At 54.5% G+C, this 25249-nt stretch carries 24 protein-coding genes, 1 pseudogene and 1 riboswitch; of the genes and pseudogenes, 15 read left to right on the plus strand and 10 right to left on the minus strand.

Features of this window, described 5'->3' with window-relative positions; translation table 11 throughout:
* Nucleotides 1-56: 56 nt before the first annotated feature.
* Nucleotides 57-404, plus strand: a complete 348-nt coding sequence (locus V6940_RS18925) for a PerC family transcriptional regulator (protein WP_333496900.1) — start codon at nt 57-59, stop codon at nt 402-404.
* Here V6940_RS18925 and V6940_RS18930 read toward each other — a convergent pair.
* On the minus strand, nt 401-1207 hold the full coding sequence (locus V6940_RS18930) for a helix-turn-helix domain-containing protein (RefSeq protein WP_333496901.1): 807 nt from the start codon (nt 1205-1207) through the stop codon (nt 401-403). The genes V6940_RS18925 and V6940_RS18930 overlap by 4 nt on opposite strands.
* 106 nt (nt 1208-1313) lie before the next feature.
* Here V6940_RS18930 and cfa point away from each other — a divergent pair, with 106 nt between their 5' ends.
* From cfa to V6940_RS18945, 3 genes are all read left to right on the plus strand, one after another.
* Complete coding sequence (gene cfa, locus V6940_RS18935) at nt 1314-2468, plus strand: cyclopropane fatty acyl phospholipid synthase (protein WP_333496902.1); 1155 nt, start codon at nt 1314-1316, stop codon at nt 2466-2468.
* Between the two features lie 181 nt (nt 2469-2649).
* Nucleotides 2650-2964: a helix-turn-helix domain-containing protein gene (locus V6940_RS18940; protein WP_185669095.1), complete on the plus strand. Its 315-nt coding sequence runs from the start codon at nt 2650-2652 to the stop codon at nt 2962-2964.
* Complete coding sequence (locus tag V6940_RS18945; RefSeq protein WP_333496903.1) at nt 2957-4231, plus strand: type II toxin-antitoxin system HipA family toxin; 1275 nt, start codon at nt 2957-2959, stop codon at nt 4229-4231. The genes V6940_RS18940 and V6940_RS18945 overlap by 8 nt, the downstream gene beginning before the upstream one ends.
* Nucleotides 4232-4312: 81 nt before the next feature.
* Here the strand turns inward: V6940_RS18945 and V6940_RS18950 are convergent, their stop codons facing one another.
* Nucleotides 4313-5581 carry an amino acid permease gene (locus V6940_RS18950; RefSeq protein WP_442910831.1) on the minus strand — a complete coding sequence of 423 codons (1269 nt, stop codon included), beginning with the start codon at nt 5579-5581 and terminating at the stop codon, nt 4313-4315.
* A gap of 276 nt (nt 5582-5857) precedes the next feature.
* On the minus strand, nt 5858-7141 hold the full coding sequence (locus tag V6940_RS18955; RefSeq protein WP_333496904.1) for a glycoside hydrolase family 10 protein: 1284 nt from the start codon (nt 7139-7141) through the stop codon (nt 5858-5860).
* Between the two features lie 213 nt (nt 7142-7354).
* Here V6940_RS18955 and V6940_RS18960 point away from each other — a divergent pair, with 213 nt between their 5' ends.
* On the plus strand, nt 7355-8344 hold the full coding sequence (locus V6940_RS18960) for a zinc-binding dehydrogenase (RefSeq protein WP_333496905.1): 990 nt from the start codon (nt 7355-7357) through the stop codon (nt 8342-8344).
* Here V6940_RS18960 and V6940_RS18965 read toward each other — a convergent pair.
* The 4 genes from V6940_RS18965 to V6940_RS18980 all read right to left on the minus strand — a co-directional run bounded on the left by V6940_RS18965 (nt 8334) and on the right by V6940_RS18980 (nt 11731).
* Nucleotides 8334-8618 carry a VF530 family protein gene (locus V6940_RS18965; protein WP_333496906.1) on the minus strand — a complete coding sequence of 95 codons (285 nt, stop codon included), beginning with the start codon at nt 8616-8618 and terminating at the stop codon, nt 8334-8336. The two genes, V6940_RS18960 and V6940_RS18965, sit on opposite strands and share 11 nt — an antisense overlap.
* A gap of 202 nt (nt 8619-8820) precedes the next feature.
* The gene (locus V6940_RS18970) at nt 8821-10221 is read right to left on the minus strand and encodes a heavy metal sensor histidine kinase (protein ID WP_333496907.1); all 1401 of its coding nucleotides are present in this window, start codon (nt 10219-10221) and stop codon (nt 8821-8823) included.
* A complete protein-coding gene (locus V6940_RS18975; protein WP_333496908.1) occupies nt 10218-10895 on the minus strand; it encodes a heavy metal response regulator transcription factor in 678 nt (225 codons plus the stop codon). The genes V6940_RS18970 and V6940_RS18975 overlap by 4 nt, the downstream gene beginning before the upstream one ends.
* Nucleotides 10896-10960: 65 nt before the next feature.
* A complete protein-coding gene (locus V6940_RS18980) occupies nt 10961-11731 on the minus strand; it encodes an alpha/beta fold hydrolase (protein ID WP_333496909.1) in 771 nt (256 codons plus the stop codon).
* Nucleotides 11732-11915: 184 nt separating this feature from the next.
* On the opposite strand from V6940_RS18980, the gene V6940_RS18985 reads away from it, so the two are divergent.
* Nucleotides 11916-12488 (plus strand): hypothetical protein, encoded by a 573-nt coding sequence (locus V6940_RS18985; RefSeq protein WP_333496910.1) that lies wholly within the window; start codon nt 11916-11918, stop codon nt 12486-12488.
* An 11-nt stretch (nt 12489-12499) separates the two neighbouring features.
* Here the strand turns inward: V6940_RS18985 and V6940_RS18990 are convergent, their stop codons facing one another.
* Nucleotides 12500-13627, minus strand: coding sequence for an MFS transporter (locus tag V6940_RS18990; protein ID WP_333496911.1), 1128 nt, complete (start codon nt 13625-13627; stop codon nt 12500-12502).
* A 101-nt stretch (nt 13628-13728) separates the two neighbouring features.
* Here V6940_RS18990 and V6940_RS18995 point away from each other — a divergent pair, with 101 nt between their 5' ends.
* Entirely contained in the window at nt 13729-14490 is a 762-nt protein-coding gene (locus tag V6940_RS18995; RefSeq protein ID WP_333496912.1) for an AraC family transcriptional regulator, read from the plus strand.
* A gap of 384 nt (nt 14491-14874) precedes the next feature.
* On the opposite strand, the pseudogene V6940_RS19000 reads toward V6940_RS18995, so the two are convergent.
* Together V6940_RS19000 and V6940_RS19005 are read right to left on the minus strand one after the other, a co-directional pair.
* A pseudogene (locus tag V6940_RS19000) lies at nt 14875-15433 on the minus strand (cysteine hydrolase family protein).
* An 87-nt stretch (nt 15434-15520) separates the two neighbouring features.
* Entirely contained in the window at nt 15521-16723 is a 1203-nt protein-coding gene (locus tag V6940_RS19005) for an MFS transporter (protein ID WP_333496913.1), read from the minus strand.
* A gap of 85 nt (nt 16724-16808) precedes the next feature.
* Here V6940_RS19005 and V6940_RS19010 point away from each other — a divergent pair, with 85 nt between their 5' ends.
* The 8 genes from V6940_RS19010 (at nt 16809) to V6940_RS19045 (ending at nt 25242) form a co-directional block, all read left to right on the plus strand.
* Nucleotides 16809-17459: a GntR family transcriptional regulator gene (locus V6940_RS19010; protein ID WP_064398456.1), complete on the plus strand. Its 651-nt coding sequence runs from the start codon at nt 16809-16811 to the stop codon at nt 17457-17459.
* A 373-nt stretch (nt 17460-17832) separates the two neighbouring features.
* Nucleotides 17833-18849 (plus strand): iron ABC transporter substrate-binding protein, encoded by a 1017-nt coding sequence (locus V6940_RS19015; protein ID WP_333496914.1) that lies wholly within the window; start codon nt 17833-17835, stop codon nt 18847-18849.
* Between the two features lie 94 nt (nt 18850-18943).
* Complete coding sequence (locus V6940_RS19020; protein WP_442910832.1) at nt 18944-20446, plus strand: ABC transporter permease; 1503 nt, start codon at nt 18944-18946, stop codon at nt 20444-20446.
* Between the two features lies 1 nt (nt 20447).
* A complete protein-coding gene (locus V6940_RS19025) occupies nt 20448-21488 on the plus strand; it encodes an ABC transporter ATP-binding protein (RefSeq protein WP_333496916.1) in 1041 nt (346 codons plus the stop codon).
* Between the two features lie 212 nt (nt 21489-21700).
* A riboswitch (guanidine-I (ykkC/yxkD leader) is annotated at nt 21701-21799 on the plus strand.
* 57 nt (nt 21800-21856) lie between these two features.
* Nucleotides 21857-22915: a putative urea ABC transporter substrate-binding protein gene (locus V6940_RS19030; RefSeq protein WP_333496917.1), complete on the plus strand. Its 1059-nt coding sequence runs from the start codon at nt 21857-21859 to the stop codon at nt 22913-22915.
* A gap of 17 nt (nt 22916-22932) precedes the next feature.
* Complete coding sequence (locus V6940_RS19035) at nt 22933-23748, plus strand: ABC transporter permease (protein WP_185666343.1); 816 nt, start codon at nt 22933-22935, stop codon at nt 23746-23748.
* Complete coding sequence (locus V6940_RS19040; protein WP_333496918.1) at nt 23745-24521, plus strand: ABC transporter ATP-binding protein; 777 nt, start codon at nt 23745-23747, stop codon at nt 24519-24521. The genes V6940_RS19035 and V6940_RS19040 overlap by 4 nt, the downstream gene beginning before the upstream one ends.
* Nucleotides 24522-24525: 4 nt before the next feature.
* Entirely contained in the window at nt 24526-25242 is a 717-nt protein-coding gene (locus V6940_RS19045) for an urea amidolyase associated protein UAAP1 (protein ID WP_333496919.1), read from the plus strand.
* The last annotated feature ends 7 nt before the right edge of the window (nt 25243-25249 follow it).

A 25249-nucleotide genomic window follows, 5' to 3' on the forward strand; every position in this document is an offset into this window, starting at 1 on the left:
ATCAATTAAGCCACAGCGCACTCGCGTTCCACTCATTCACTTGTGGGTTTTTGATTATGACCGCAGAAGTCAACGCTCTCATTATGCTTGCTCAATGCAACGAATCTAAGGGTTTTTATCGCCGCGCTTTGCGTATCTGGCAGGAGATATCGACGCATTTTGATGCTACCAAAGAGCAGTGCCGTTTGGCGTGGGACAAAATAAGCGCCTGCCATTTACAGCTACAAATTAATACGCCGGTAACGGTCAGTCGGGATAGTCGAAAGCAGGATGTAGAGCGCGATAAGGTTAAGATTCAACAGCTGTTGGCGCAGGGCCATAGCATTAAAGAAATACAGCACCTGACCGGCCGTTCGATTGCCTTTATCTATAAATATAACCCTAGAAATAAGACCATCCATTAATAGCTGGATGGGGGCACACCGAATGCCTGGCGGAAAGCGTAGCTAAAGGCGGCGGTGCTGGAATAACCTACCTCCAGCGCAACGGCCGTCACGTTCTTATTTTTCTTCAGATGAATGACCGACTCCAGAATACGCATTTTCTGTTTCCAGGCGCTAAACGGCATGCCGGTCTCTTTCTTAAAATGACGGGAAAAGGTGCGGGCCGACATCCCAAGATGGTGAGCCCAATCCTCCATCGCGTGTTCAAGGCCCGGCGACTCCTGAATCGTCCTGCAGACTTTGATCAGCGCCGCGTCGTGTGGCCACGGCAGCATTAACGCCACTTCCGGCAGTTTCAAAATCACATCCAGCAGCACGCTGACTAACTGGCCCTCTTTGCCTGCAATATCATAACGTTCTGGCGTGGTCGTGGTGGCGTAATGGATAAACTCTCGCACAAAATCGCTGATGGCGACCACTTTACAATCACTGATGGGCGCGGGTAAAAAATCCGGGTCAATATCCAGGTTTTCCAGATGCACATCATCCAGCGCCCACACCGCATGCACGGTGTTATGTGGGATCCAAATTCCATAATGTGCGGGGATGACCCAACATTTTCCAGCAACATCAATCCGCATACTGCCTTTGCGCGCAAAGTGAAATTGGGCAAAGGCGTGACTATGTTCGGCGACATGGTTGCTGGCTTCCAGCACATACGAACGAAAATAGACCGACTGCGGTAGCTCTTTCATCGAGTCATCTTGCGATGAAAACCACTGTTTAGCCTTCTGGAGCGTGAAAGGGGTGCGATCGTCCATCATTATGGCATCTGTTCGATAAATATTGTCCTCACATCATAATACATACCATCGGCTTATCCATAATAATCTTCTGCACAGCATATTGACTCATTTATGGATAAGAAACATGGCCACGGTTTGCTCAGACGTAATTAGCATTGATGAATTGAACGATAATTGGTCGCGGATGGGGAATGACCTGCTCAGTCAGGCCGATATTAAAATCAATGGTGCCCGGCCATGGGATATTCAGGTTCACCACGCTGACTTTTTTAAGCGTGTATTTCAGCAGGGTTCGCTGGGTTTGGGCGAAAGCTATATGGAAGGGTGGTGGGACTGCGAACGCCTGGATATTCTGTTCTGCAAAATCCTGAAAGCAAAGCTGGATAAACAGGTGCCCGGCAACCTGAGGGATATTCTACGCGTCGTCAGCGCACGTCTGTTTAATCTTCAGTCGCGTAGCCGTTCATGGATTGTTGGCAAAGAACACTACGATATTGGCAACGATCTCTTTGCGCTGATGCTCGACCCACATATGCAGTACTCCTGCGGCTACTGGCGTGACGCACAGACGTTGGAAGAGGCGCAAAACGCCAAGCTGAAAATGATCTGCGAAAAACTGCAGCTTAAACCTGGCATGCGCCTGTTGGATATCGGCTGCGGCTGGGGCGGGCTGGCCGCTTATGCGGCGCGGAACTACGGTGTCAGCGTTGACGGCGTCACCATTTCTCGCGAACAGCAAAAGCTGGCGCAGCAGCGCTGCGAAGGGTTGGATGTGAACATCCTGCTGCAGGACTATCGTGACCTTAACACCGGCTACAACCGGATTGTGTCAGTGGGGATGTTTGAGCACGTTGGGCCGAAAAACTACGATACCTACTTCAGCGTCGTTGATCGCTGCCTTAAACCCGACGGGCTGTTTTTACTGCATACCATCGGCAGTAATCAGACCGGACTTAGCGTCGACCCGTGGATCAACAAATACATTTTCCCGAACGGCTGCCTGCCATCGATTCGCCAGATTGCCAGCGTCAGCGAGCCACGCCTGATTATGGAAGACTGGCATAACTTTGGCAGTGATTACGACAAAACCCTGATGGTGTGGCACCAGCGTTTTAACCAGGCATGGTCGGGACTGTCCGCTAACTACACGCCGCGTTTCCGCCGCATGTTCAACTACTATCTGTGCGCCTGCGCCGGGGCGTTCCGCGCGCGTGATATCGAACTCTGGCAGGTGTTATTCAGCCGTGGTGCCGAAGGCGGCATGTACGTCTATCGCTAATGGCTCTGGCACGTCGCTTTCTTGCGGCGTGCTTCTGAGCTAATTCCATTTTATTGTCTCTTATCTTACCATTCGCGCGTTAAATCTCATATTTTGTGTGTTATCCAACCTTTCAATTCTTACTGCTTAATTCTATAATATTGGGTATTAACCTGAATTATTCTGGATAAGCCACGCTATGATGGATTTATCACTTAGCAAACCAGCGGAAATTGTCAAACTGCTCTGCGGCCGACTGCGCCAGGAGCGGCTTTCACAGCAAATGACCCAGGCCGACCTCGCGGCGCGCGCGGGTGTCGGGGTTAACACGGTCTCTAACCTGGAAGCAGGGCGTAACGTCAACTTTGATAGTCTGGTCAGGGTGGCGATGGTACTGGGGTTCGCCGGCGAACTGGAAACGTTGTTTAAGCCAAAGATTGAGAGCCTGGACGATATCCTGCGCTATGAAAAAAGCGCTACGCGCCACCGGGTAAAGAGGAAGCACGACGATGCCTAATCAGGTCGACATTTACTACGAAGGTTGGGGAGAGCGTTGGCTATGGGGGCGGCTGGTTTCCTCAACTGCGCTGACCGGGCGGCCAATGATTGCCTTTGAATACAGCGAAGAAGCCGTACGTAAAGGGCTGGAGCTAGCCCGCCTGACGCTACCGCTTAATGGCTCGCGCTTGCGGCGGGATTTCCCTGCCCACCAGCTTGGCCTGCCGGGTCCGGTTTATGACGCACTACCCGACGGTTGGGGGATGCTGCTGATGGATCGCCTGTTCAAACGTCGAGGACTTAACGCTGCGCGCATTGGGCCGCTGGAACGTCTGACCTATATTGGCAACGCCGCAATGGGGGCGATGACCTTTCACCCTCTACAGGCAGACGACCCGCTGGCGACGAAAGATAACGTGCCGCTTGCGCAGCTGGCACAGGAAGTGCAGGCGGTGCTGAGCGGTGAAGGTGGCCAGTTTCTGCAAAAGCTGCTGCAAATGGGCGGCTCGCCTCAGGGGGCAAGGCCGAAGGTATTGCTGTATCGTCACCCGCAAACGGGGCAGTTCACGACGGTCGCCGAACCTGAGCTTGAAAGCTGGCTGGTGAAATTCCCGGCTCAGCAAGAGCACCCTGAAGTGTGCGCCATTGAAGCGGTCTACGGCGAGTGCCTTCGTCAGTGCGGTATCGCCGCACCGGACACCACCTATTTCGCGCTGCCAGACGGGCAGGCCGCTTTTGCCAGTAAGCGCTTCGACCGCCAGGATGGTATGCGCGTGCCGATGCAAAGTCTTGCCGCCTTTACCGGCGCAAACTATCAGGTTGCTGGGTCGCTGGACTACGTGAACTTCCTGCGCGCCACTCATCTGTGCACCAATGATGTCCGGGAGAAAGCCCGTGCCTTTGAACGCGTGCTGTTTAACGTCATCTTTAATAACCGCGACGATCATCCAAAGAATTTCGCCTATCTGATGGCAGCAAATGGCCAATGGTCGCTGGCTCCCGCTTTTGACGTCACCTACAACGATGGGCCGGGTGGCTATCATCAGATGGACGTGATGGGGGAAGCGTTGGATATTGAACGCCAGCATATGGTGGCGCTGGGTGAACAGGAAGCCGAGCTTACGTTGGCACAGATTGACGAAAAAATAGAGACGTTTAGCGCGGTGGGTAATGTGTTTGCCGAAACCGCAAGGTCGCTATATCCAGGCAGGATTACCGAAGAGACGCTGGGTCAGATTCAGCGGCAGATTCGCGATAATATCAGTCGATTAAAAAAGCCACGCTGACCATCCGCCCAGCAATTTCCTCGCCCCTTTGGGGAGGGATTGGAGTGAGGGGCCGTTCGCACCGCCCCTCACGTTACTCAATTAAAACATCGCATACAGCAGCGCCGAAACGGTCAACACGCCACTCGCCATCACCATCACTGCGGTAAGACCGCGCATGGCTTTCAGCGCAGGACGGGTGAAAATAAGCCAGGTTGGGATCACAAACAAGAAGATCGCAATTAACGGCCCGCAAAGGGTTTCAATCATATTAATGACGTCGGGGTTAATATAAACCACCGCCGATGTCACAATAAACATCAGCACCGAAGTGATTAACTTAATCTGCTTAATATGGCTGGTACGTTTAACCTTAAACAGGTCGGTCGCTAGGACGTTAAAGGTTTCGGCTACCGGCATCGAAATGCCTAAAAAGGATTTCGTCATCCCCAGAATCGCAATAAACGGTGCCAGATAGAGCAGCGCGCTCATGCCGCCGTTGCCGCCAATCACCGACAGCACGTTCAGGTTCTGATCTTTCGCCATTTCAAAGGTTTCACGCGGCGTGCTTAAAATGCAGCTCAGTACGAAGAAGATAATACTGAAGAAAATCAGCCCGTAAGCGCGACGGATAACTCGTACCGACTGCTCTTCGCCGCCGTTACCCGGTTCACGATACCAGGAGGCCAGCGCAGGGATCAGCGGAGCAGAGCAAAGGGAAAAGGCGATAAGCGGCAGCGTCAGCCACAAATCTTTCAGCGAACTGCCAACCGTTGAGGCATGGGTCTGCTGCCAGGCATGCGTCACATTGCTGATGTCCCATGCCGGAATCTGCGAGGCGGCGATAACGATAATCGCAATCGCAAACGGCAGGGCCAGCGCGCTCATGGTACTGACAACGCGGTCGCGGCCCTTGCTCAGCACCAGATGGAGGATCAGCAGCACCACCAGCGTCAGCGTAGCGCGGTTAATACCGGCAATGTGCAAGCGCTCGGTCAGGAAGTGGCTGAGGGCGTTCACCAGCGACACGGCGTACACCAGCGTCACCGGATAGTGCGCCACGCAGAAAAACAGCTTCATCGCCTGACGGCCCTTTGTCCCAAAGAACGATCCAAACAGCGGCAGCGTCCGATCCTCTCCGTCATGCCCCTGCTGGTCGCGCATAAAGACGCGGCAAATCAGCACGTGCGGCACTAACGATAGCGGGAATCCAAGAAGGAGTAGCAGAATAAAGACGAGCGGGCCGCGAGTACCAATTTCCACCGGTAGGAAAAGCGTGCCTGCACCAACAGTAGCGCCATAAACACCCATCATCCAGATGGTATCTTTTTTCGTCCATTGGGGACGAGATATAGCTGTTTCTTTAGTCATAGTACTCATATATTTCGAGAATAACGCGAACGTTAATGGGGAGTTATTGGGGTAACCTAAGCGGAAAGAATAAACGAGGTGGAATTAATTTATTATTATTTGAGGCGATTCTAATGCCTTTTGTTCGATACTACTGGCAGCGGGATAAGCCTCGCAACTGTTTTTTGGCGTTTTCAGGAAACTATAAGATGGTTAATAACACCTATTCACACCATCTTAACTTATTACCATTAATATTAAAGGAACCGGCGCGCGATCGCCGGTTCCTGCTGATGATTAATTACCCCAGCGGCTTTTTAAATAATCAACCGCCTGCTGGGTTTGCGGCTGTTCGAGGTAGCCTTCGCGGAACAAGATTGTGCCATCGATATTTGCCGCGGACTCGTTCATATCAATTTGCTTTTTAAGCTCCGGCACGCCGCCCTGAACCGTCCAGTCTGGCTCATTTTTAGACGGTTCGCCCACTTTATACAGCGCGATACCGATATAAAGGCGGGTATTGGTTGGTTTCACCACGTCGGCCCACCATTTTGCCAGCACATCATAGCGCGCGGCATCACGGGCAAACGGCCAGTAAAGTTGCGGGGCAATATAGTCGAGCAGACCCTGCTGCACCCACTGGCGAGTATCGGCATAAGATTCATCGTACGCCGCTGCGCCGCGCGTATCGGAACCGGCCGGATCGTGCGAACGGTTACGCCAGACGCCCGCCGGACTCACGCCAAACTCGACGTTTGGATTGAGCTGTTTAATGGTACGAGAAACCTGGGTAATCAGTTGCTGCGTATTGTTGCGACGCCAGTCGGCTTTCGATGCAAAGCCCTGACCGTACTGGCGGTAGGTAGCGTTGTCATTGAGCGCTGAAGCAGGGGTTTCGGTATAGAAATAGTCGTCAAACTGCACGCCGTCAACCGGATAGCGGGAGACCACTTCTGCCACGATGCTGGTGATCCAGTCGCGAACTTCTGGGATACCCGGGTCGAGCACAAAGCGGTCGCTTGCGGTACGGATCCAGTCACGATGCAGAACGTAAACGCTCGGCGGCGTCATCGACAGCGTATTATTTAATGCCGTCACAGTGGACGGTTTGATATTAGTGGAAACACGATATGGGTTAAACCACGCGTGTACCTTCATGCCGCGTTTATGCGCTTCATCCAGCATAAACTGCAGCGGGTCGTAGCCTGGATATTGGCCGATAGTGCCGGTCAGCGTTTCAGACCACGGCAAAATATTGGACTGCCAGAGTGCCGTACCATCAGGCTTAACCTGGAAGAAGACAGTATTAATGCCAATACTTTTCAGCTTATCGAGCTTGTCGCGCAGCGCGGCCTGCTGCTGAATCACGCGCTGCATGCTGCTGCTGGCATTGATTGAGCTAATGGGTGGCCAGTCGAGGCGAGATACCGTAGTGAGCCAGACGCCGCGCATCGGTTCATTACTCTGCTGGGTTTTGCCCGTATTGACGTTAGAGGGCGACTTAACGGGAGTCTTTGAGTCACAGCTGACCAGAAAAAGCGCAGCGGCAACCAGCGCGGCGGCTTTTTTCGTTTTCGACATGCGGAAAAAATTAAAAGAACTGAGAGTCATAGGTGCCGTTATTCGGGTTAAATCGAGTGAGAACATTTTCGTACTATTTAAGGCGAAGTCAATCAGTTAGCGCCGCTGATATCACACGAAATGATAACGATCATCCCGATATGTCATTTGCCTTATTTCTACGAATTTCTTATCGTTGATGGATATTCATCCAGAAAAAAGTAAGGAAGCCCTATGTCTGAACATTCACATCTTGCCTGGACCTGGCAAGGCAGCGCCGAACCGGACGCGCTTGAGCTGAAAAGTATCGCCGTTCCGTCATTGGCTGCAGGCGAAGTGCTGGTACGAAATGCGGTTATCGGACTGAACCCGGTTGACTGGAAAGTGCTGGGGCCGGGGTTAATTGACTGGGAGAAGGACCATGTCCCAGGCGTTGACGGTGCGGGCACGGTGGTCGCGCTAGGGGAAGGGGTTGATACCCGTTGGCTAGGACAGCGGGTGGCATATCATCAAAGTCTGGCGAAACCCGGTAGCTATGCTGAACATACGCCGATTGCCGCCCGCGCCCTGATGCGTATTCCAGATGTGGTGAGTTTTGACACCGCGGCGAGCATCCCGTGTCCGGCGCTGACCGCCTGGCTGGCTATCGAAAAACTGCCCGTCATCCCTAATGCGCCGCTGCTGATTAGCGGTGCCGGCGGCGCGGTGGGGCATTATCTTGTTCAGTTTGCAGCGGCGAGAGGATTTGCGGTGACCGCGATGTGCAACCAGCGCCACTGGCAGCGTTTGCAGGCAATGGGCGCACAGCGCTGTATTGCTGGGCCATTAGCCGCAGGGCAGTCCTGGCCAGAGGCAGATGCCGCGTCGTTCTATGCGGTGATTGACAGCGTAAATGAAGATCACGCCGCTCGTTTGACGCCAGCGCTGAAGGCCAACGGTCATATTATTGCGATTCAGGGGCGGTTAAGCGAGTGGCCCTGCGCGCCGTTTGGCAGAACCCTGTCGATGCACGAAGTGGCGCTCGGCGCGCTACACTGGTATGGCGACGATGAGGCATGGCATCAGCTTACCGCTGCCGGTGAGAAGATAATGACCGATCTCGCCGCTGGTCGTCTGATGGCGGAAGAGACGGTGGCTACCGGGTTCGATAAGCTGCCGGAGCTACTGGACCAGCTCCGTCACCGTCAGTTCAGCGGCAAACCGCTAGTGCGAGTTACCCCTTAGAACGACCGGTTCCCCACGGATTGAACGCCGGTTCTTCCGGCGCGATATCCACATCACCCGACAGTGAGTCTAGGTAGAGGGCTTCTACTTCTGCGCGCGCCCACGGCGTACGGCGCAAAAATTTGAGGCTCGATTTTACGCTCGGCTCATTCTTGAAACAGTTGATGTTAATCAGCTTGCTTAATTGTTCCCACCCAAAACGCGCCACCAGCGCATTGACCTGCATCTCCAGAGTGACGCCGTGCAAAGGATCTTTTGAAATATGTGCTGTCATGCGGGGTCCGTTAAACATTGAGTGGAATAAAGTGAGCGGGGGAAGGTTACAAGAAAGCGGAACCCCCGGCAATGGCTCACGTTTAATGGTTGAAATTTCACTCACTTATTCAGGCGGTTGTACGCAAATTCTGACGCATAACGGCACTGCTGAATTATCAGAATTCACGTAGCGCACGATAAAATAACAAAATAATTTAAAATCATATGGTTAATTGTTTATCGGGGAACCACAACCCGAAACAGGTGATACCGTCCTCGCTTTCTACCCAGCATCGCCCCTGATGCAACTGCATTATCGAACGCACGATAGAGAGACCCAGTCCGCTGGAGTGAGCCGAATCGTGGCGTGCAGGATCGGCCCGGTAAAAACGATCGAACAATTTATCCTGATGATCGTGTGAGATGGTTTCCCCTCGGTTTATCACCCGGATAGCCATTCCGTCAGCTTCGGCTGCGACCGCTATCGTAATCACGCTTTGCGGCTCGGCGTAACGCACCGCGTTAGACAGCAGGTTTGCCAGCGCGCGGCGCAGCAGCTGGGTATCGGCGTACACCGTTCCGCTGGCCCGGGCGTGGAAGGATATGCCACGATCGGCGGCCAGATCCTCAAAATAGTCACTCAGGCGCTGAATCTCTTCGGCGACGTTTATCTTGTGGCGCTGAATGGCTCGGTCGGGCTGCTCCGCCTGGGCAAGGAACAGCATATTGTCGATCATCCGCGACATGCGCTGTAGCTCTTCGAAGTTTGACCCCAGCAGTTGCTGGTAGTAGTGATTATCCCGAGGTGCGCCGAGGCCCACTTCAGTCTGGCCGAGTAGGGTGTTAATAGGTGTGCGCAGGTCGTGGGCCATATCCGCGCTGACCTGTTTAAGCTGCTGGAAGCCACGCTCGAGTCTTTCAAGCATCGCATTCACCGAGTCGATCAGGGCATCCAGTTCGGTCGGTACGCCGTGTTTATCGAGCCGGGAAGAGAGCGTTTGCGTGCCGATTTTTGCGGTACGTTCGGCAAGCTGATGCAACGGCAACATCCCGCGGCGAGCGAAAATAACCGCCAGTATGATGGAGATAGCCGCTATCACGATGGCAAAAAGCATGATGTTGTTACGATACACCTCAAGAATATGGGTGCGATCGCTCAGCACTCTGGCTGAGAGAATTTCCAGCGGCGGCTGGCCGTTGGCCGACGGGCTGATTGCCGCCATATAGACCATCGGCGTGCCGTCTGCGTTGTTGGCATGATGCACAGCGGCGGGCGTAAGCCGTTGGTTGCCAGCTACGGGGGTAACGGCCGGAATATCGCGCCGCATCGGATTGACTTCCAGCAGCGTCGGCCCGCCAACGTAGCGGATAATCAACAATGACTCCGTATTGCCCAGCATATTGGCAAACAGATGCGGCTTTTCGTGGATCAACTGACGGGCATTAAGATCCCGCAGCAGCGTGCTGATCTGGTCGACGCGAGAGACCAGCGCTGCATCGTCGCGTATTGTGAGCTGCTGGCGCAGTCCATAGTAGAGTGCGCTGCCCATAACGGTTAAGGCCGCAAAGGAGAATGCTGCCAGCAGAATGGCTAATCGAAAAGTCAGGGACCTGCGCTTCATGACGCTTTCTCGCAGCGATATCCAACGCCGTGCACGGTATGAATCAACCGTACGCTGAAGGGATCGTCCACTTTTTGCCGCAGCCGGCGTACCGCGACGTCCACCACGTTGGTGTCGCTGTCAAAATTCATATCCCAGACGCGGGAGGCGAGAAACGTTCGCGAGAGTACCTGGCCGGGATGCTGTAGAAAGCAGACCAGCAGCTTGAATTCTTTGTTGGTGAGCGTGATAAGTTTGCCGTCCCGTTCGCAGCGAAATTTTTCGATATCCACCACCAAATCCGCCAACGAGAGACGTGCTTCTGGCTCTGGCTGACGCTGGCCGCGGCGTAAAATAATACGAATACGCGCCAGCAGTTCGGCAAATGAAAATGGCTTCACTAGATATTCATCGGCGCCCAGACCTAGCCCGCGCAGGCGATCCTCCAGAGCTCCGCGTGCGCTCAGAAACAGCACTGGAGTCTGGCTATGGGTACGCAAGCGTTCCATGACCGTCCAGCCGTTCATTTCCGGCAGCATGACATCCAGCAATATCAGGTCATAGCGTTCTTCCCGCGCGAGATGCAGCCCGTCGATACCGTTTGCAGCCCAGTCCACGGTATAACCCGCTTCATTTAGCCCGTTCACCAGATAGGCGGCGGTTTTCGCTTCGTCTTCAATAATGAGGATTTTCACGCAGCGGGTCCTGTAAAAAGGAGAGAAAAGGGCGCGGAAAGCGCCCCAATTTTGTCAGTATAACCTTAGTATCCCGGCACGTGGGCCGCTTTCATAATCAGGTTCGCCACCGCTTCTGGCTGCGAGAGGAGCGAAACATGGCTGGATTTCAGCTCAATGGTCTGTGCATGCATTCGTTTCGCCATAAAACGCTCCAGATCCGGGTTGATAGTGCGATCCTCCGTGGATACTGCATACCAGGTTGGCTTGTGCTGCCAGGCGGCAATGGTCGTTTTAGCCTGGGTAATCGCTTTACCGATTGGTTGTTGCACGGCGTAATAGGCCTTGGCTTCGCGTTCTGGAAGGTCGCCGGCGAAATCATGAACAAATGCGGATTCGCTTAGTGCGCCATAGCCATCGTCGCTCCATTTCAGGCCCGCCGAAGCTGGTGCCGCAGGGTAGCGCTTGGTCAGCGCCGGATAATCTTCACCGGCCTCCGGAGCCCTGGCGGCAATATAGACCAGCCCTTTCACTTCTGGCTCGTCGCCCGCCTGACTTATCACCATACCGCCGTACGAGTGCGCTACCAGAATCACCGGGCCATTTTGCTGTGCCAGCGCGCGTTTAACTGCCGCCACGTCATTATCCAGAGAGGTCGTTGGGTTCTGTACTGCCGTGACGTTCAGGCCTTTTGCCTGCAGCAATGGGATCACTTTTCCCCAACTGGAGCCGTCGGCAAACAGGCCGTGCACCAGCACGATATTTTTCACTTCCTGCGGAGCATCCGCCTGTGCGGCGAGCGGGCTTAATGCGCCCAGTATCAGGGAACTCAGAACGGTAAGATGGCGTAATTTCATGGTCAATCCTCAGATTCAGCAATGGGGTCATGGCTACTGTAGTGGCCGGAGACCCACAAAGTGCTGACGCTGAAATGACAAAAAAATGACAGGAGAAAGCCGTATCTATAAAAATCAGGGAGGTGGCAAGCTATTGATGATGTGGTAAACAGGGAGATAAAAATGATCAACCGGGATGGTTAACATGCTGAAATACCTCTCACTGCTGGCCGTTCTGCTGCTGGCTGGATGCGCCAATACGCCAAACTTGCCGCCAACGGATACCATTGTGGCGATAAAACCGGATGATACCGGCATTATCGCCAGTTCAGAAAAATACAGCTATCGTTTCGGGCGTGCGGGGATGCCCCAGGAGTATCAGCGCTATAAAACATTCTACGCTCGCTTTCATCAACAGGCGTCAGGCGTGCGAGTTAACTTTGTGGCCGAGAACCACGAGCTAACGGCGGAGTACCTGGTGGTGATTGATAAGCATAAAGTGGATGCTGGGCAACAAACCATGCTGGTGAATCAGTATAAAGCGACACCGATTGATAACGACCATCTTGGGGTGATGTTTAAAGCCAGCGGCTTCTGGGTGTTATCTGATGAATCTGATGACCTGTCTGCGCCGTATCGGCTGGAACAACCGATTGTGGTCTCCATCAGCGATAAGACCCAATCGATTACCACTCTGGGCACCATCGCGATGATCCCATTAATCCCGTTGTTCCCACTGTATATGATGTACGGATGCGCGACCGGGCCTTGCATATAGTGCCCGGTAACTCAACGTCGGGGCGTGCTGCATCGCCAGGCGATCAGCGCGCAGACCGTCAGAACCAGCCCCAACTGCTGCACCATACCGGCGAGCCCGAGTAAGATCCCCAGCAGCAGATAGTAGCTTAATCCGAACAGCGCGCCGGCAACCCCGGCCTGCTCCCGGTAGCGATGCAGCGCCTGGCTCAGCACGTTCGGTATTGCGATGCCGTAGGCGACCACCACGCCCGCAACCGGGATAAGTATCCACGCGGAATGCTGCAACCGCCATGCGACGGCACCGGAGAGCAGCGCCAGAATGCAGGCGTAATAGACCAATCGCTCGGGGGTAAGATTGGTGGTTAACAGCCTCCGGTTCAGCAGGCTCCCCAACAGTGAAGCGAGCGCCAGCAGGAACCCCGTCCAGCCAAATGCCGTTGAACTCCAGCCCAATTGCGTGAAAAGAAACGGGCTCAGGCTGTAGTAGCTGAACAACATGGTATTCAGCAAAGCAACAAGCATGACGTTCTTCCAGAGCGCGCCATCTCGCGCCATACGGACGGCCAGGTTGGCAACCCGTGGCCTGATCACATTCTCTGGCCGGGTTTCAGGCAGGGCGATTACCGTGAGTATGAGCAATAATAGCGCCAGCCATACCAGTGCAATAAAGACGCCGGTGTGACCATACAGACTGACCAGCCAACCACCGCTGACCAGCCCAAACACCGGGCTCATCGCCAGCGCGGCGCCCATAACCGAAAACACACGAGCAAGAGCGGTGGATTCATAGCTATCACGCAGCATCGTCTGTACCACCACGGAGCCGGAAGCGGCTCCTATTGCCGCAACCATACGCGCCAGCAGCAGCAGGGTAAAATCCTGGGCGTCAACGGCCATTGTGGCCCCCGCGCCATAGCAGACCAGCCCGGCCATCATGGCTGGCCGACGCCCGATGTGGTCGCATAGCCAGCCCCACAACGCGACCCCGACCGCAAAAGCGATAAAGTACACTGAAAGCGTTTGAGCGGCGCGCTCGTGGCTAACCTCAAATGCGCGGGCGATGTCCGGCAGCGCCGGGCTATATAGGGTTTCCACCAGTTGCGGAAACATAATGAGCAGCGTCAGCAGCCATAAGGGGGGACGGTTGGTGATATTCATGATGAGATCCAGTGCGTCAGAAAATTAAGGCGTATTATTGCGAACGCACGGGTGTCTTATTACCATATTAAAGACATTATCTATCAAATATCGGACAATTTATGAAAATTAGCCCCAGCGATATATTCGACCCGGATCGTTTTGATGAACCGGTCGTCGGCATCGCATCCGATATGGGCGTGCATGATTCCGGGCGGCACAGCCATCAGCGCCATCAACTCCTCTTTTCGGCGGCAGGAAGTATCACTATTGAACTCGATCAAACCCTGTGCCTGCTGCCGCCGGGCCGGGCTGCCTGGATACCCGCAGGAACCGCTCACCGCGCCATTATGCGCGGCGTGCTGGCCTATCGTTCTCTCTATTTTTCAACGGCTTTGCCGCTATCGATGCTGCCGCTGCAGATAGTCGAGGTGAATCCTCTCTTTTTTGAGGTTATTGAACGAATGGCGTTCTGGCCCTGGGGTATGGAGGCCGCGCAACAGGCCAGCCTCATTACCGTTTTTGGTGAGGAAATACAGCGCGCGCGTCAGGAAAACTGGACGCTAAAATTTCCCTCAGACCCACGCCTCAACGGCTGGGTGGATAGGGTGCGTAAGGGAGACTTACCGCCGAGATTAGGTCAGTTAGCCCAGCAGGCCGGTGCCTCAGAGCGCACGATAAGTCGTATTTTTGTCAGAGATACCGGTATGAATTATCAGAACTGGCGGCAGCAGTGGCGACTACTGAAAGCCATGGAAATGCTGTCCGAGGGACTCTCGTTAAGCGATGTCGCGCAAGGGCTAGAGTTTGTCAGCGACAGCGCATTCATCGCTTTTTTCCGTCAACATACCGGCACTACGCCGGCACGCTATTTGCCGAAATAGTTGAGCCTTCCGCCAGATGACAGGATTGTCATCTGGTTAACCCCTTTTTGTAGGGTTCCCCCGAGTAGACTGGCCTCATTTCTTACAGACAGTGAATTATCATGAGATTACTTCACGCAAAGCCAGTATTGGTCATCGGTCTGATGTTGGGGGCTTGTTGTGAGCGACTGGCGGAAACGCGGCGCGGAAAGCAAGGAACAGGTGCGCCAGACAACCATCGTAGCCCGGCCGAGCGCAGCGACGCCGGGGTTTATACGGGAGCAGATGAAGTGCCTGATAGCGATGGGGGGCGCTTCAGCTTTGTGCCAGGAGCAGACGTTCATATGACCAAGCAACCACATATGCCCGGTCATATGCACTATCTACACTACGGTTATCTTGACGTCAGATATTCTTGTTTTTATGCCCATGCTTCTGATATTTCAGTTGAACGGGTAACAATGGCATGTTGAGGCAGGATTTTGTCAAGTATAAACAAATTGGTGTCATGATCTGGATCGGCGCAACAATCACCCGCAACCACCAGTCGGTAATCCAGGTCAAAAGCTTGCCCGACTGTAGAAAGCACCACGCCACTGGTGGTCACGCCGGTAAGGATCAAAGTTTCAATGCCTTGGGCGCGAAGAATCATCTCAAGTTCGGTAAATGAGAAAGCGCCGACTCTGCGTTTAACAATGACGGCCTCATTCTCTGCGGGAGCGACTTCAGGATGAATAGCCGTGCTCTCATTGTCAGCCATAAACATTCCATTCTCTTTAATCGAAGAGAAGATAGTGTTGTTTTTGCTGACCTCTGGATACCCTTTGCGGAATCCGACACTGATATAAATTACCGGTACGGCTGCTGCGCGCGCAGCTGCTATCAGTGATGCGGTATTGCGGATAACGTTTCCAGCGATTTCTTGCGGGAGAAAATTGTTAAGGATGATCGTTTGAAAATCCATAACCAGCAGAGCGCTGTTTTTATTGATATTACTGAGTTGATTTGACATAAATTTTCCAAATTTGTAGCTGAAGGCTAATGAAGTGAGTCAGCGCGTTGCTAACTGGCGATGTATTTTAAAGTTCCAGGCAGCTCCGGCTAGCAGGATACAGCTGGTTGCCAGAAAGACGGCTCGCATCCCGATATGCCCGCCGACAAAACCACCTATCAGCGGCCCGATGAACTGACCGGCGAACTGCGCGGCGACGGAATAGCCAAGGATGCTACCCACCATGCCTTCTGGTACACGGTGACGTATGACTGCCGCAATACAAGGCAACAAGCCGCCAAGCGCCAGCCCCATGAGGAAACGCAGGGCAATCAGTTGCCACCCGGAAGTGACAAAAGCCTGCGGGATGAGCAACAAACCGGCCGTAGCCAGCGCCAGCGTGATAATGCGTAAATGTCCTATTCTGTCTGCCAGTTTACCAAGCCAGGAAGCTGAGATAATGCTGCCCAGGGCCGCGGCTGCCATCACATATCCCGCCACTTTCGTTATCTGAGAAGCGTCGATGACGAGTGTACGCACATAGACCGTGATAATGGGTTCTATTGACATATTGGCCAGCATCAGCAGCAGACCGGTACAAAGCATACAGACAATCACAGAGCGGGCAGGCAATTGGGGCCAGCTCCCCCGCGTTTTTGCCGCAGCATCCTCGGGCTTTTGTACCGCTTCGCGGATGAGAGTCAGGGTCATGATAAAGGCCAGAAAAATCAGTGCGCCTGCACAGAAAAATGTGGACCGAATACCAATCAGCCCCGGTAGCCATCCCCCGGCAAGGGGGCCGACAAGATTGCCAGCCATGACACCGGATGAAACGATCCCCAGCGCCCATGCGGCACGTTCTCTGGGAGCCTGTACAGCGATAAGAATTGTTGCGCCGGATGAGTAGCCTCCAGCCAGCCCAACTAGCAACCGCAGACCGACAAGTTGCCAGATATTCGTCACCAGCCCCATAAGCGAAACCGTAATAGCCATGCCAAGGCTGGCTCTCACGAGCATCGACTTACGTCCATATCTGTCACCAAGTCGTCCCCAGACGGGGGCAATCAACCCGGCAGTAATAAACGTTGCGCTGAATGCCACACCAGACCATTGAACAACCGCTGCATGCCCGTGAACACCAAGCTCTTCGACATATAAAGGCAGAAACGGCAGCATCAGGGTCATTGCAAAGACGGTTGAGAACGAGCCAATGAAGCAAACGATCAGGTTTCGTTGCCAAAAGCTGTTATAAAATTGGGTCATAAAAATGCTCTATCATGGTATACCAAACTGGTATACCATATCGATTATGCATTTTACTGTCAATTTGTGGGAGAACATTGCCGTCATGAGCCAGGCATCAGAAGTTGAAAACCAATTAAGAAAATTGATACTCAGCATGGAACTGGGGCCGGGAGAACGACTGACCGAGCGCTGGGCTGAAGCAACGTTTAACGCCTCCCGGACGCCTGTTCGAGCCGCATTACAGAAGCTGGAGTCCGAGGGGCTGGTATGTCGTGACGGGTTACGCTGGTTGGTGGCACCGATCGATGTCGCTGAAGTTGAACAACTGTGTATTTACCGGGAAGTACTGGAAGTGGCGGCATTAAAACTGTCAGCCAGCCAAATGACGGAAGAACAACTCAGCGGTCTGGAAATCCTGCTTAAAGAGAAGACTGCTGTTGCGTCTGAAGGGATGTTGGACGATGCCGGAACACGATTCCATCTGTATCTGGCCCGTCTTTGTCAGAATGCGTTTATCATTGAAGGGATAAGTGATGCACTGCGACGGCTTTCACGGGCAAGATGGCTTGATAAAGCGCCGTCGAACCCCGCCTGGGAAGAGCATCGCGAAATATTTGCTGCGCTGCGCTCGCAGGACATTGAGAAAGCCGCAGAGTTACTCGCCGATCATCTTAGGGAAAGCCGAATCCGCCTTCTCGACGCTATCAATTCAAGCAAACGTAGCCTGAGGGCGAGAGGGATTGTTATATCCTGACCATATGTCGAGTTTCACGTCAGAATAACAAAGGTCGGCTTCTCGCTCACAGCGGACCTTCAACTCATCCGTATCCCCATCTTCATGCCAGAAGCGGATGTTTCCTCCGATTTAAAATCAGTAATTCAAAGGGTAGAACCGCCTACCGTGGCGGAACAACCTACCATAAATATTTTCTTAAGGATTTCTTAACCTTATCGACCCCAATGGTTGCGAATCAGGATTTTTATTGCAGCATTCTTATCATTCTCCCTATTTCATACCGTTATGTGATAATTGAAATCATTATCATTACCATCTTCATATTGATGTGCTTTAATCCACTCGCTATGCATTCAGGTGTTATGTACTCATTTCTATAAAGGATTAACGTATGAAGTTTGGTTTCTCATCCCTCTGCTCCATTGCAGTGCTAACCTCATCTGTTTTGTTAACACCGTTCGCCAGCGCGGCGGACAACAGCGACGGGCTTGTGGTGTACAACGCCCAGCATGAAAACCTGGTGAAATCCTGGGTTGACGGTTTCACCAAAGAGACCGGTATAAAAGTGACGCTGCGTAACGGCGGCGACAGCGAATTGGGCAACGCGCTGGTGCAGGAGGGCAGTTCATCTCCTGCTGACGTTTTCCTGACCGAAAACTCACCGGCAATGGTGCTGGTCGATAACGCGAAGCTGTTTGCGCCGCTGGATAAAGCCACTCTGGACCAGGTTGCTCCGGCTTACCGCCCGGAACACGGACGCTGGATTGGTATCGCGGCACGTAGCACCGTGTTCGTCTACAACCCGGCTAAGCTGAATGAATCACAGCTGCCAAAATCGTTAATGGATCTGGCGAAACCTGAGTGGAAAGGGCGCTGGGCTGCGTCTCCATCCGGCGCTGATTTCCAGGCTATCGTCAGCGCAGTGCTGGCGCTGAAGGGCGAGAAAGCGACGCTGGAATGGCTGAAAGGGATGAAAACTAATTTCGTGGCCTACAAAGGTAACAGCACGGTGCTGAAAGCCGTCAACGCTGGCCAAATTGATGGCGGGGTGATTTATCACTACTACCGTTTTGTTGACCAGGCGAAAACCGGTGAAAACAGCAAAAACACCCAGCTGCACTACTTCAAACACCAGGACCCAGGCGCTTTCGTCAGCATTTCCGGTGGCGGCGTACTGGCCTCCAGTAAGCATCAGCAGCAGGCACAGGCATTTATGAAGTACATCACCGGTAAAGCGGGTCAGGACAGCCTACGCACCAACGACGCGTTTGAATACGCGGTGGGCGTGAATGCCGCCTCCAATCCGAAGCTGGTTCCGCTGAAGGATCTGGATGCGCCAAAAGTTGAAGCCTCCACGCTCAACAACAAAAAAGTCATTGATTTGATGACGCAAGCTGGCCTTCTTTAATTGATGTAGTGGTGAGTGCCTGATGTCAGTGGTTAATATTACCCACGCGCCTAACCTCCGGCGCGGTGGGGGACGACGCCGCCCGGCGTTAACGATGATTTTACTCGCGATACTGTTTGCGCTGTTATCGCTGATCCCTCCGGCTTTTGTGGTGGTGATTGGTTTTGACACCGGATGGGACACGGTCAAGGCACTCATTTTCCGCCCGCGTGTTGCTGAACTGCTCAGCAACACGCTGCTGTTGGTGATCATTTCCGTTCCGCTCTGTGTGCTGGTAGGGGTGATGCTTGCCTGGCTCACGGAACGAACCACTCTGGCCGGGCGCCGTATCTGGTCAGTTCTGGCCGTCGCGCCGCTGGCGATCCCGGCCTTTGTGCAGAGCTACGCCTGGGTTAGTGCGGTGCCGTCCATTCATGGCCTGGGCGCCGGGGTCTTTCTCTCGGTGCTGGCCTATTACCCCTTCATTTATCTCCCGGTCTCTGCGGTAATGCGCCGCCTCGATCCGACGCTGGAAGATGTCGCCGCGTCATTAGGCACGCCGCCGTTGTCCGCTTTCTTCCGTATCGTTCTGCCCCAGTTGAAACTGGCTATCTGGGGCGGAGCGTTGCTGGTCACCCTGCATCTGCTGGCGGAATATGGCCTGTACGCGATGATCCGTTTTGATACCTTTACCACCGCCATTTACGATCAGTTCCAGTCGACGTTTAGCGGCCCGGCGGCCAATATGCTCGCGGGCGTGCTGGCACTTTGCTGCCTGGTGTTCCTGACGCTTGAAGGGACGACGCGTGGTAAAGCGCGCTATGCCCGTGTGGGTTCAGGTGCACCGCGCGAACAGCATCGTCTGCAGCTGAATTTACCGCTCAGCGTGGCGGGGCAGCTTTTCTCGCTGGCGGTGTTGATGCTGGCTCTGGTGGTGCCACTGGCGGTGCTCTGTCGCTGGCTATGGCTGGGCGGCTTCGAAAACTGGGCTCAGGCCGATCTCTGGCTGTCGTTGCGCCAGACCATCGTGCTGGCCTCCGGCGGTGCGTTGCTCATTATGCTGGCGGGGATCCCGGTGACCTGGCTGACGGTGCGCCACCCGCGTCCGCTGTTCCGTGCGCTTGAAGCGTGTAACTACTTCACCAGTTCGCTGCCGGGAATTGTGGTTGCGCTGTCTTTGGTCACCGTGACCATCCATTATATGCGTCCGCTCTATCAAACCGAGTTCACGCTCTTCCTGGCCTATCTGCTGATGTTTATGCCGCGTGGGTTGATCAATCTGCGCGCCGGTATTGCACAGGCACCGCTGGAGCTGGAAAACGTTGCCCGTAGTTTAGGGAAAACCCAGGCCCGCGCGATCTGGGAGATTACCATGCGTCTGGCCGCGCCGGGGGCTGCGGCCGGCGGTGCGCTGGTGTTCCTCGGGATTACCAACGAACTCACGGCGACGCTGCTGCTTTCACCGCTGGGAACCAAAACGCTTTCCACCGGATTCTGGGCGCTGACCAGTGAAATTGATTATGTTGCCGCAGCGCCTTACGCACTGTTGATGGTGCTGATCTCGCTGCCGCTGACCGGACTCCTTTACGTGCAGTCGCAAAAAATAGCGGGCCTGTAAGATGATTGAATTAACGAATATCTCCAAAAAATTTGGCCCGATGCCGGTGCTTGAGGATCTAAGCCTGACGGTGATGCCGTCCTCCCGCACGGTGATTGTCGGCCCGTCCGGTTCAGGCAAAACCACCTTGCTGCGCATTCTGGCCGGTTTTGAATCGCCGGACAGCGGGCAGATTGTCCTGAATGGCAAAACGTTGTTTGATGCGAACACCTTTGTACCTGCACATCAGCGCGGCATCGGCTTTGTGCCGCAGGAAGGCGGTTTGTTCCCGCATATGAAAGTGGCCGATAACATTGTCTACGGCCTGAAGGGGTCAAAAAAGGAAAATCAGCGTCGGGTTGCGGAGTTAATGGAGCTGGTCTCCCTCAGCCATGAACTGGCCAATCACTGGCCGCATGAGATCTCCGGCGGGCAGCAGCAGCGAGTTGCGCTCGCGCGCGCCCTGGCGCAGGAACCGGTATTGATGCTGCTGGATGAGCCGTTCTCTGCGCTGGATACCGGGCTGCGTGCGGCAACGCGCAAAGCCACGGCGGACCTGCTGGATGAGGCCGGGGTGGCGTCGATTCTGGTCACTCACGACCAGCAGGAGGCGCTCTCGTTTGCCAGCCAGATTGCGGTGATACGCAAGGGGCGCTTCGCACAGGTCGGGTCGCCGATGGCTGTCTATTCGCAACCGGTGGATGAAGCCACGGCGCTGTTTCTCGGCGATGCGCTGATTTTTCCGGCACAGGTGAGCAGCGGGGTGGCAAACTGCGCGCTGGGCGCGATCCCGGTGGATAACCCACTCACGTGCGGTGAAAAACGCATCATGCTGCGTCCTGAACAGGTTGTCATCGCACCTTGTCTATCCGACAGCGACCCGGCGCGGGCCGTCACCATCGTCGATGTGGATTTCACCGGTCATTTTTCAACGCTGGCGCTCGCCTGTCCGGCGTGGCCTGATGTACTGCAAGTGAAAACGGTCAGTCAGCAAAGATGGCAGGTGAATATGGCCGTAATGCTGAAGATAGAGGGGAATGCCTGCGTGTTAGGCAATTATTGACGAGTTCTATCCGTGCGTTCGCGTGCCGGGGGATCATTGTTGTTCTGTATTACATCCTCCAGGCACCACCGCAGTGCACCCGCCCCACAAACCCTCCCCAAAATAGTGAACCGACATCGATAAAAGTCACTAATTGACTGATAAACAAGATGATTAAAACCTGGCATATCCCTTGCTTAGATAAATCTGAAAGGGCAGCACACACAATTTGACCAATAGCTGGCTAGGGTTCCGGTTCACTTCGGTGAATGACTGGTCCAAGAGCGGGCGACCTCTGAGAGGTTACACGGCGGGACAAAAGCCCGGGAGACAGCAGCACCAGTTGGTGTCGCGCTGCCCCCTAATTTTGTGCCACTCAGAGGTCAAGCATGAAAATAACGCCATTACTCCGCTCTCTTGTACTGTCGCTGGCAATGCTGGTCAGTCTCCCCACCTTTGCTGCAGTGAAAAAAGAGTTCAACGTCTGCTGGACCATTTACGCCGGATGGATGCCCTGGGGCACCATCAGCAGTAGCAAAATCATCGATAAATGGGCCAACAAGTACGGCATCAAAATCAACGTTGTCCAGCTCAACGACTACATCGAATCCATCAACCAGTACACCGCGGGTCAGTTTGACGGCTGCACCATGACCAATATGGATGCGCTCACCATTCCAGCTGCGGGTGGAGTTGATTCCACCGCGCTGATCCTCGGCAGCTACTCGGAAGGCAACGACGGCGTAGTGATGAAGGGCGAGGGTAAAACCCTCAAAGACCTGAAAGGGATGAAGGTCTACCTGCCAGAACTCTCCGTTTCTCACTATTTATTGGTCCGTGGTCTGGAAAAAGCCGGGCTGGCGGAGAAAGACGTCACCGTGGTCAACACGTCGGATGCAGATATTGTCTCGGCATTCGGCACCTCCAGCGTACAGGCCGCAGTGGCCTGGAACCCACAGCTTTCCGTCATCAAAGGCACCCCAAATACCACCGAAGTGTTCAGCTCTTCGCAGGTACCGGGCGAGCTTATCGACATGATGGTGGTTAACAGCGAAACCCTGAAAGACAACCCCGCGCTCGGCAAAGCGTTGACCGGCGCATGGTACGAGATGATGGGGCTGATGAAAGCCCAGGATGCTAACGCGCTAAATGCGATGGCCGCCGCCTCCGGTACCGATCTGGCTGGGTATCAGGCGCAGCTCAAAACCACCCATCTGTTCTATACCCCGCAGGACAACATTGCCTTTATCAGCTCTTCTGAACTGGCGAAAACCATGCAGCGCGTGGCCGCGTTCTCCTTCGATAAAGGGCTACTGGGTGATGGTGCGCAGAGCGCTGATTTTATCGGCATGAGCTTCCCGGGCAACGTCACCCAGGGCGATGCCCGTAACGTCAAACTGCGCTTTGATGACAGCTTCGTGAAAATGGCCGCTGCCGGCACGCTGTGATAACGGACGGAACTTCGATGCGACAAATTAATCGTCATCCCACTTCTGGCCTGCGGCTGATGCTGGTCATGCTGCCTTTCTTCCTGCTGCTGGCGGCCTATTTTTTTGGCTCTGCAGTGCGGCTGGAGGCAAATCCGCAAGACAAGCTACTGCCGGGTCTACAGCAGATGCTGGATGCGCTATCGCGGATGGCGTTTACCCCGGATAAACGCAGCGGTGAGTATCTGTTTTGGGTCGATACCCTGGTCAGCCTGGCGCGACTGCTGGTTGGGCTGGCAATTGCCTCACTGCTGGGCCTGTGTATTGGCGTGACCTCCGGTGTGTTCCCGCTGTGGCGCGCGTCGCTGTCACCGCTGATGACGGTACTGTCGATGATCCCGCCGCTGGCAATATTACCGGTGCTGTTTATCGTTTTCGGGCTGGATGAACTGTCGAAAGTGATGCTGATTGTTATTGGCATCACGCCGATGCTGGCGCGCGATCTGGAGCATCGCGCCTGTGAAATCCCACCGGAGATCCTGATTAAAGCCCAAACGCTGGGCGCCAACAGCTGGACGCTGGTCCTGCGCGTAGTGTTGCCTCAGCTGTTATCCCGACTGCTGACCTCGCTGCGTCTGCTGTTGGGGTCGGCGTGGTTATTCCTGATTTCGGCCGAGGCGATTTCGTCCACTGCTGGGCTGGGCTACCGCATTTTCCTCGTGCGTCGCTATATGGCCATGGACGTGATTATCCCTTACGTCCTGTGGATCACGCTGCTGGCATGGCTGATGGATCTGGGGCTGCGTCAGTTGCATAAAACCTGTTTTCCCTGGGCGGAAGGAGGGAAGGCATGAGCTTTATCACTATCAACAATATCTGGCAGGAGTATGGCGACCACGTCGTGCTGGAACGTCTGAACCTGCAGGTAAAAGCGGGAGAGTTTTGCTCGATGGTTGGGGCATCTGGCTGTGGAAAATCGACTTTTCTGCGTCTGCTGCTCGGCCAGGAGGCACCAAGCCGTGGAACGATTACCCTGGATGGCAGGCCGCTTAGCGCAGAGCCGGATAGCAGTCGCGGCGTAGTGTTTCAGCGTTACTCCGTTTTTCCGCACCTCAGCGTGCTGGATAACGTCTCCATTGGGCTCGAGCTGCCGCAATCGCCGCTGTTCGGGCGACTGTTTGGCGCCAAAAAACGCGCAGCGCGCGAACGGGCAGCGGAGATGCTGGAAAAAGTGGGCCTCAGCCATGCGCTGGATAAATATCCGGCACAGCTATCCGGCGGCATGCAGCAGCGTTTAGCTATCGCCCAGGCGTTCATTATGCAGCCCCGCGTGCTGCTGCTTGATGAACCCTTTGGCGCACTTGACCCCGGCATCCGCAAAGACATGCATGCGCTGCTGCTGCAACTGTGGAGTGAAACCCGGATGACCGTATTTATGGTCACACATGATCTTTCAGAAGGCTTCAACCTCGGCACCCGTTTACTGGTGTTCGACAAAGTGCGCATCGACCCGCAGGCGCCGAATGCCTTTGGCGCGCGCATTACTTATGACATTCCGCTCAATGAGACGCGGCTCTCCGCGCTGAGCGGCACGGCTCCCGACAACGTTTATGCATTGAAAGGTTAACCCTATGAAAACTAACACACCATTGCGCGAAGAGGTTCTGCCAGGCGGTGGACACCTATCGTTCGTGCTCAAACGTGGACAGATCCTACGCATGACGGACATGGAAGGCGGGGCAAACGTCAGCCTGCTGATGCTGAACCCGCACCACAAAAGCGAGCGTCTGAACCTGCCCGATACGTTGAAAGGTCAGCATACGGCGCGCCTCACCGCCGGACACTGTTTTTACTCTGACATGGGCCGTGTGCTGGCCGGGATCATTGCCGATACCAGCGGCTGGCACGACCCGTTTGGCGGCGTATTGAACGCGCAGGAAGTGGCGGAAAAATACGGGCAGGGGCGTTATCAGGCGCTGCGCAATGGTTTCTACCGTAACGGTACCGACAACCTGCTGGTCGAGATGGGCAAGTGGGACCTCAACCTTGAAGACCTGCTGATGGTCATCAACCTCTTCAGCAAGGTCACGGTAGATGACAACGGGCAGTTCAGTTTCCACAGCGGCCATTCACAGCCGGGAAGCTATATCGAGCTGTTTGCCTCCATGGACACGCTGATGGTGATGACTGCGCTGCCGCACCCAATGGACCCGTCCCGCGAATATGCGCCGCGCCCGATACAGTTGAGCTGGAGACAGGCTGAAGATGAAGACGCTGCTATTAACGCGTTGCTGACGCGCCCGGAAAACGAACGCGCCCTCACTAACACCCAACTTTTTGCCCTGTAAGGAGCCA

This window comes from Kluyvera sp. CHPC 1.251, assembly GCF_036759945.1.
GTDB lineage: Bacteria > Pseudomonadota > Gammaproteobacteria > Enterobacterales > Enterobacteriaceae > Kluyvera > Kluyvera sichuanensis.

Excerpts from the sequence above, each read along its gene's own strand:
- V6940_RS18925 (WP_333496900.1), top strand. The coding sequence starts at position 57 with ATGACCGCAGAAGTCAACGCTCTCATTATGCTTGCTCAATGCAACGAA.
- V6940_RS18930 (WP_333496901.1), bottom strand. The coding sequence starts at position 1,207 with ATGATGGACGATCGCACCCCTTTCACGCTCCAGAAGGCTAAACAGTGG.
- cfa (WP_333496902.1), top strand. The coding sequence starts at position 1,314 with ATGGCCACGGTTTGCTCAGACGTAATTAGCATTGATGAATTGAACGAT.
- V6940_RS18940 (WP_185669095.1), top strand. The coding sequence starts at position 2,650 with ATGGATTTATCACTTAGCAAACCAGCGGAAATTGTCAAACTGCTCTGC.
- V6940_RS18945 (WP_333496903.1), top strand. The coding sequence starts at position 2,957 with ATGCCTAATCAGGTCGACATTTACTACGAAGGTTGGGGAGAGCGTTGG.
- V6940_RS18950 (WP_442910831.1), bottom strand. The coding sequence starts at position 5,581 with ATGACTAAAGAAACAGCTATATCTCGTCCCCAATGGACGAAAAAAGAT.
- V6940_RS18955 (WP_333496904.1), bottom strand. The coding sequence starts at position 7,141 with ATGTCGAAAACGAAAAAAGCCGCCGCGCTGGTTGCCGCTGCGCTTTTT.
- V6940_RS18960 (WP_333496905.1), top strand. The coding sequence starts at position 7,355 with ATGTCTGAACATTCACATCTTGCCTGGACCTGGCAAGGCAGCGCCGAA.
- V6940_RS18965 (WP_333496906.1), bottom strand. The coding sequence starts at position 8,618 with ATGACAGCACATATTTCAAAAGATCCTTTGCACGGCGTCACTCTGGAG.
- V6940_RS18970 (WP_333496907.1), bottom strand. The coding sequence starts at position 10,221 with ATGAAGCGCAGGTCCCTGACTTTTCGATTAGCCATTCTGCTGGCAGCA.
- V6940_RS18980 (WP_333496909.1), bottom strand. The coding sequence starts at position 11,731 with ATGAAATTACGCCATCTTACCGTTCTGAGTTCCCTGATACTGGGCGCA.
- V6940_RS18985 (WP_333496910.1), top strand. The coding sequence starts at position 11,916 with ATGCTGAAATACCTCTCACTGCTGGCCGTTCTGCTGCTGGCTGGATGC.
- V6940_RS18990 (WP_333496911.1), bottom strand. The coding sequence starts at position 13,627 with ATGAATATCACCAACCGTCCCCCCTTATGGCTGCTGACGCTGCTCATT.
- V6940_RS18995 (WP_333496912.1), top strand. The coding sequence starts at position 13,729 with ATGAAAATTAGCCCCAGCGATATATTCGACCCGGATCGTTTTGATGAA.
- V6940_RS19005 (WP_333496913.1), bottom strand. The coding sequence starts at position 16,723 with ATGACCCAATTTTATAACAGCTTTTGGCAACGAAACCTGATCGTTTGC.
- V6940_RS19010 (WP_064398456.1), top strand. The coding sequence starts at position 16,809 with ATGAGCCAGGCATCAGAAGTTGAAAACCAATTAAGAAAATTGATACTC.
- V6940_RS19015 (WP_333496914.1), top strand. The coding sequence starts at position 17,833 with ATGAAGTTTGGTTTCTCATCCCTCTGCTCCATTGCAGTGCTAACCTCA.
- V6940_RS19020 (WP_442910832.1), top strand. The coding sequence starts at position 18,944 with ATGATTTTACTCGCGATACTGTTTGCGCTGTTATCGCTGATCCCTCCG.
- V6940_RS19025 (WP_333496916.1), top strand. The coding sequence starts at position 20,448 with ATGATTGAATTAACGAATATCTCCAAAAAATTTGGCCCGATGCCGGTG.
- V6940_RS19030 (WP_333496917.1), top strand. The coding sequence starts at position 21,857 with ATGAAAATAACGCCATTACTCCGCTCTCTTGTACTGTCGCTGGCAATG.
- V6940_RS19035 (WP_185666343.1), top strand. The coding sequence starts at position 22,933 with ATGCGACAAATTAATCGTCATCCCACTTCTGGCCTGCGGCTGATGCTG.
- V6940_RS19040 (WP_333496918.1), top strand. The coding sequence starts at position 23,745 with ATGAGCTTTATCACTATCAACAATATCTGGCAGGAGTATGGCGACCAC.
- V6940_RS19045 (WP_333496919.1), top strand. The coding sequence starts at position 24,526 with ATGAAAACTAACACACCATTGCGCGAAGAGGTTCTGCCAGGCGGTGGA.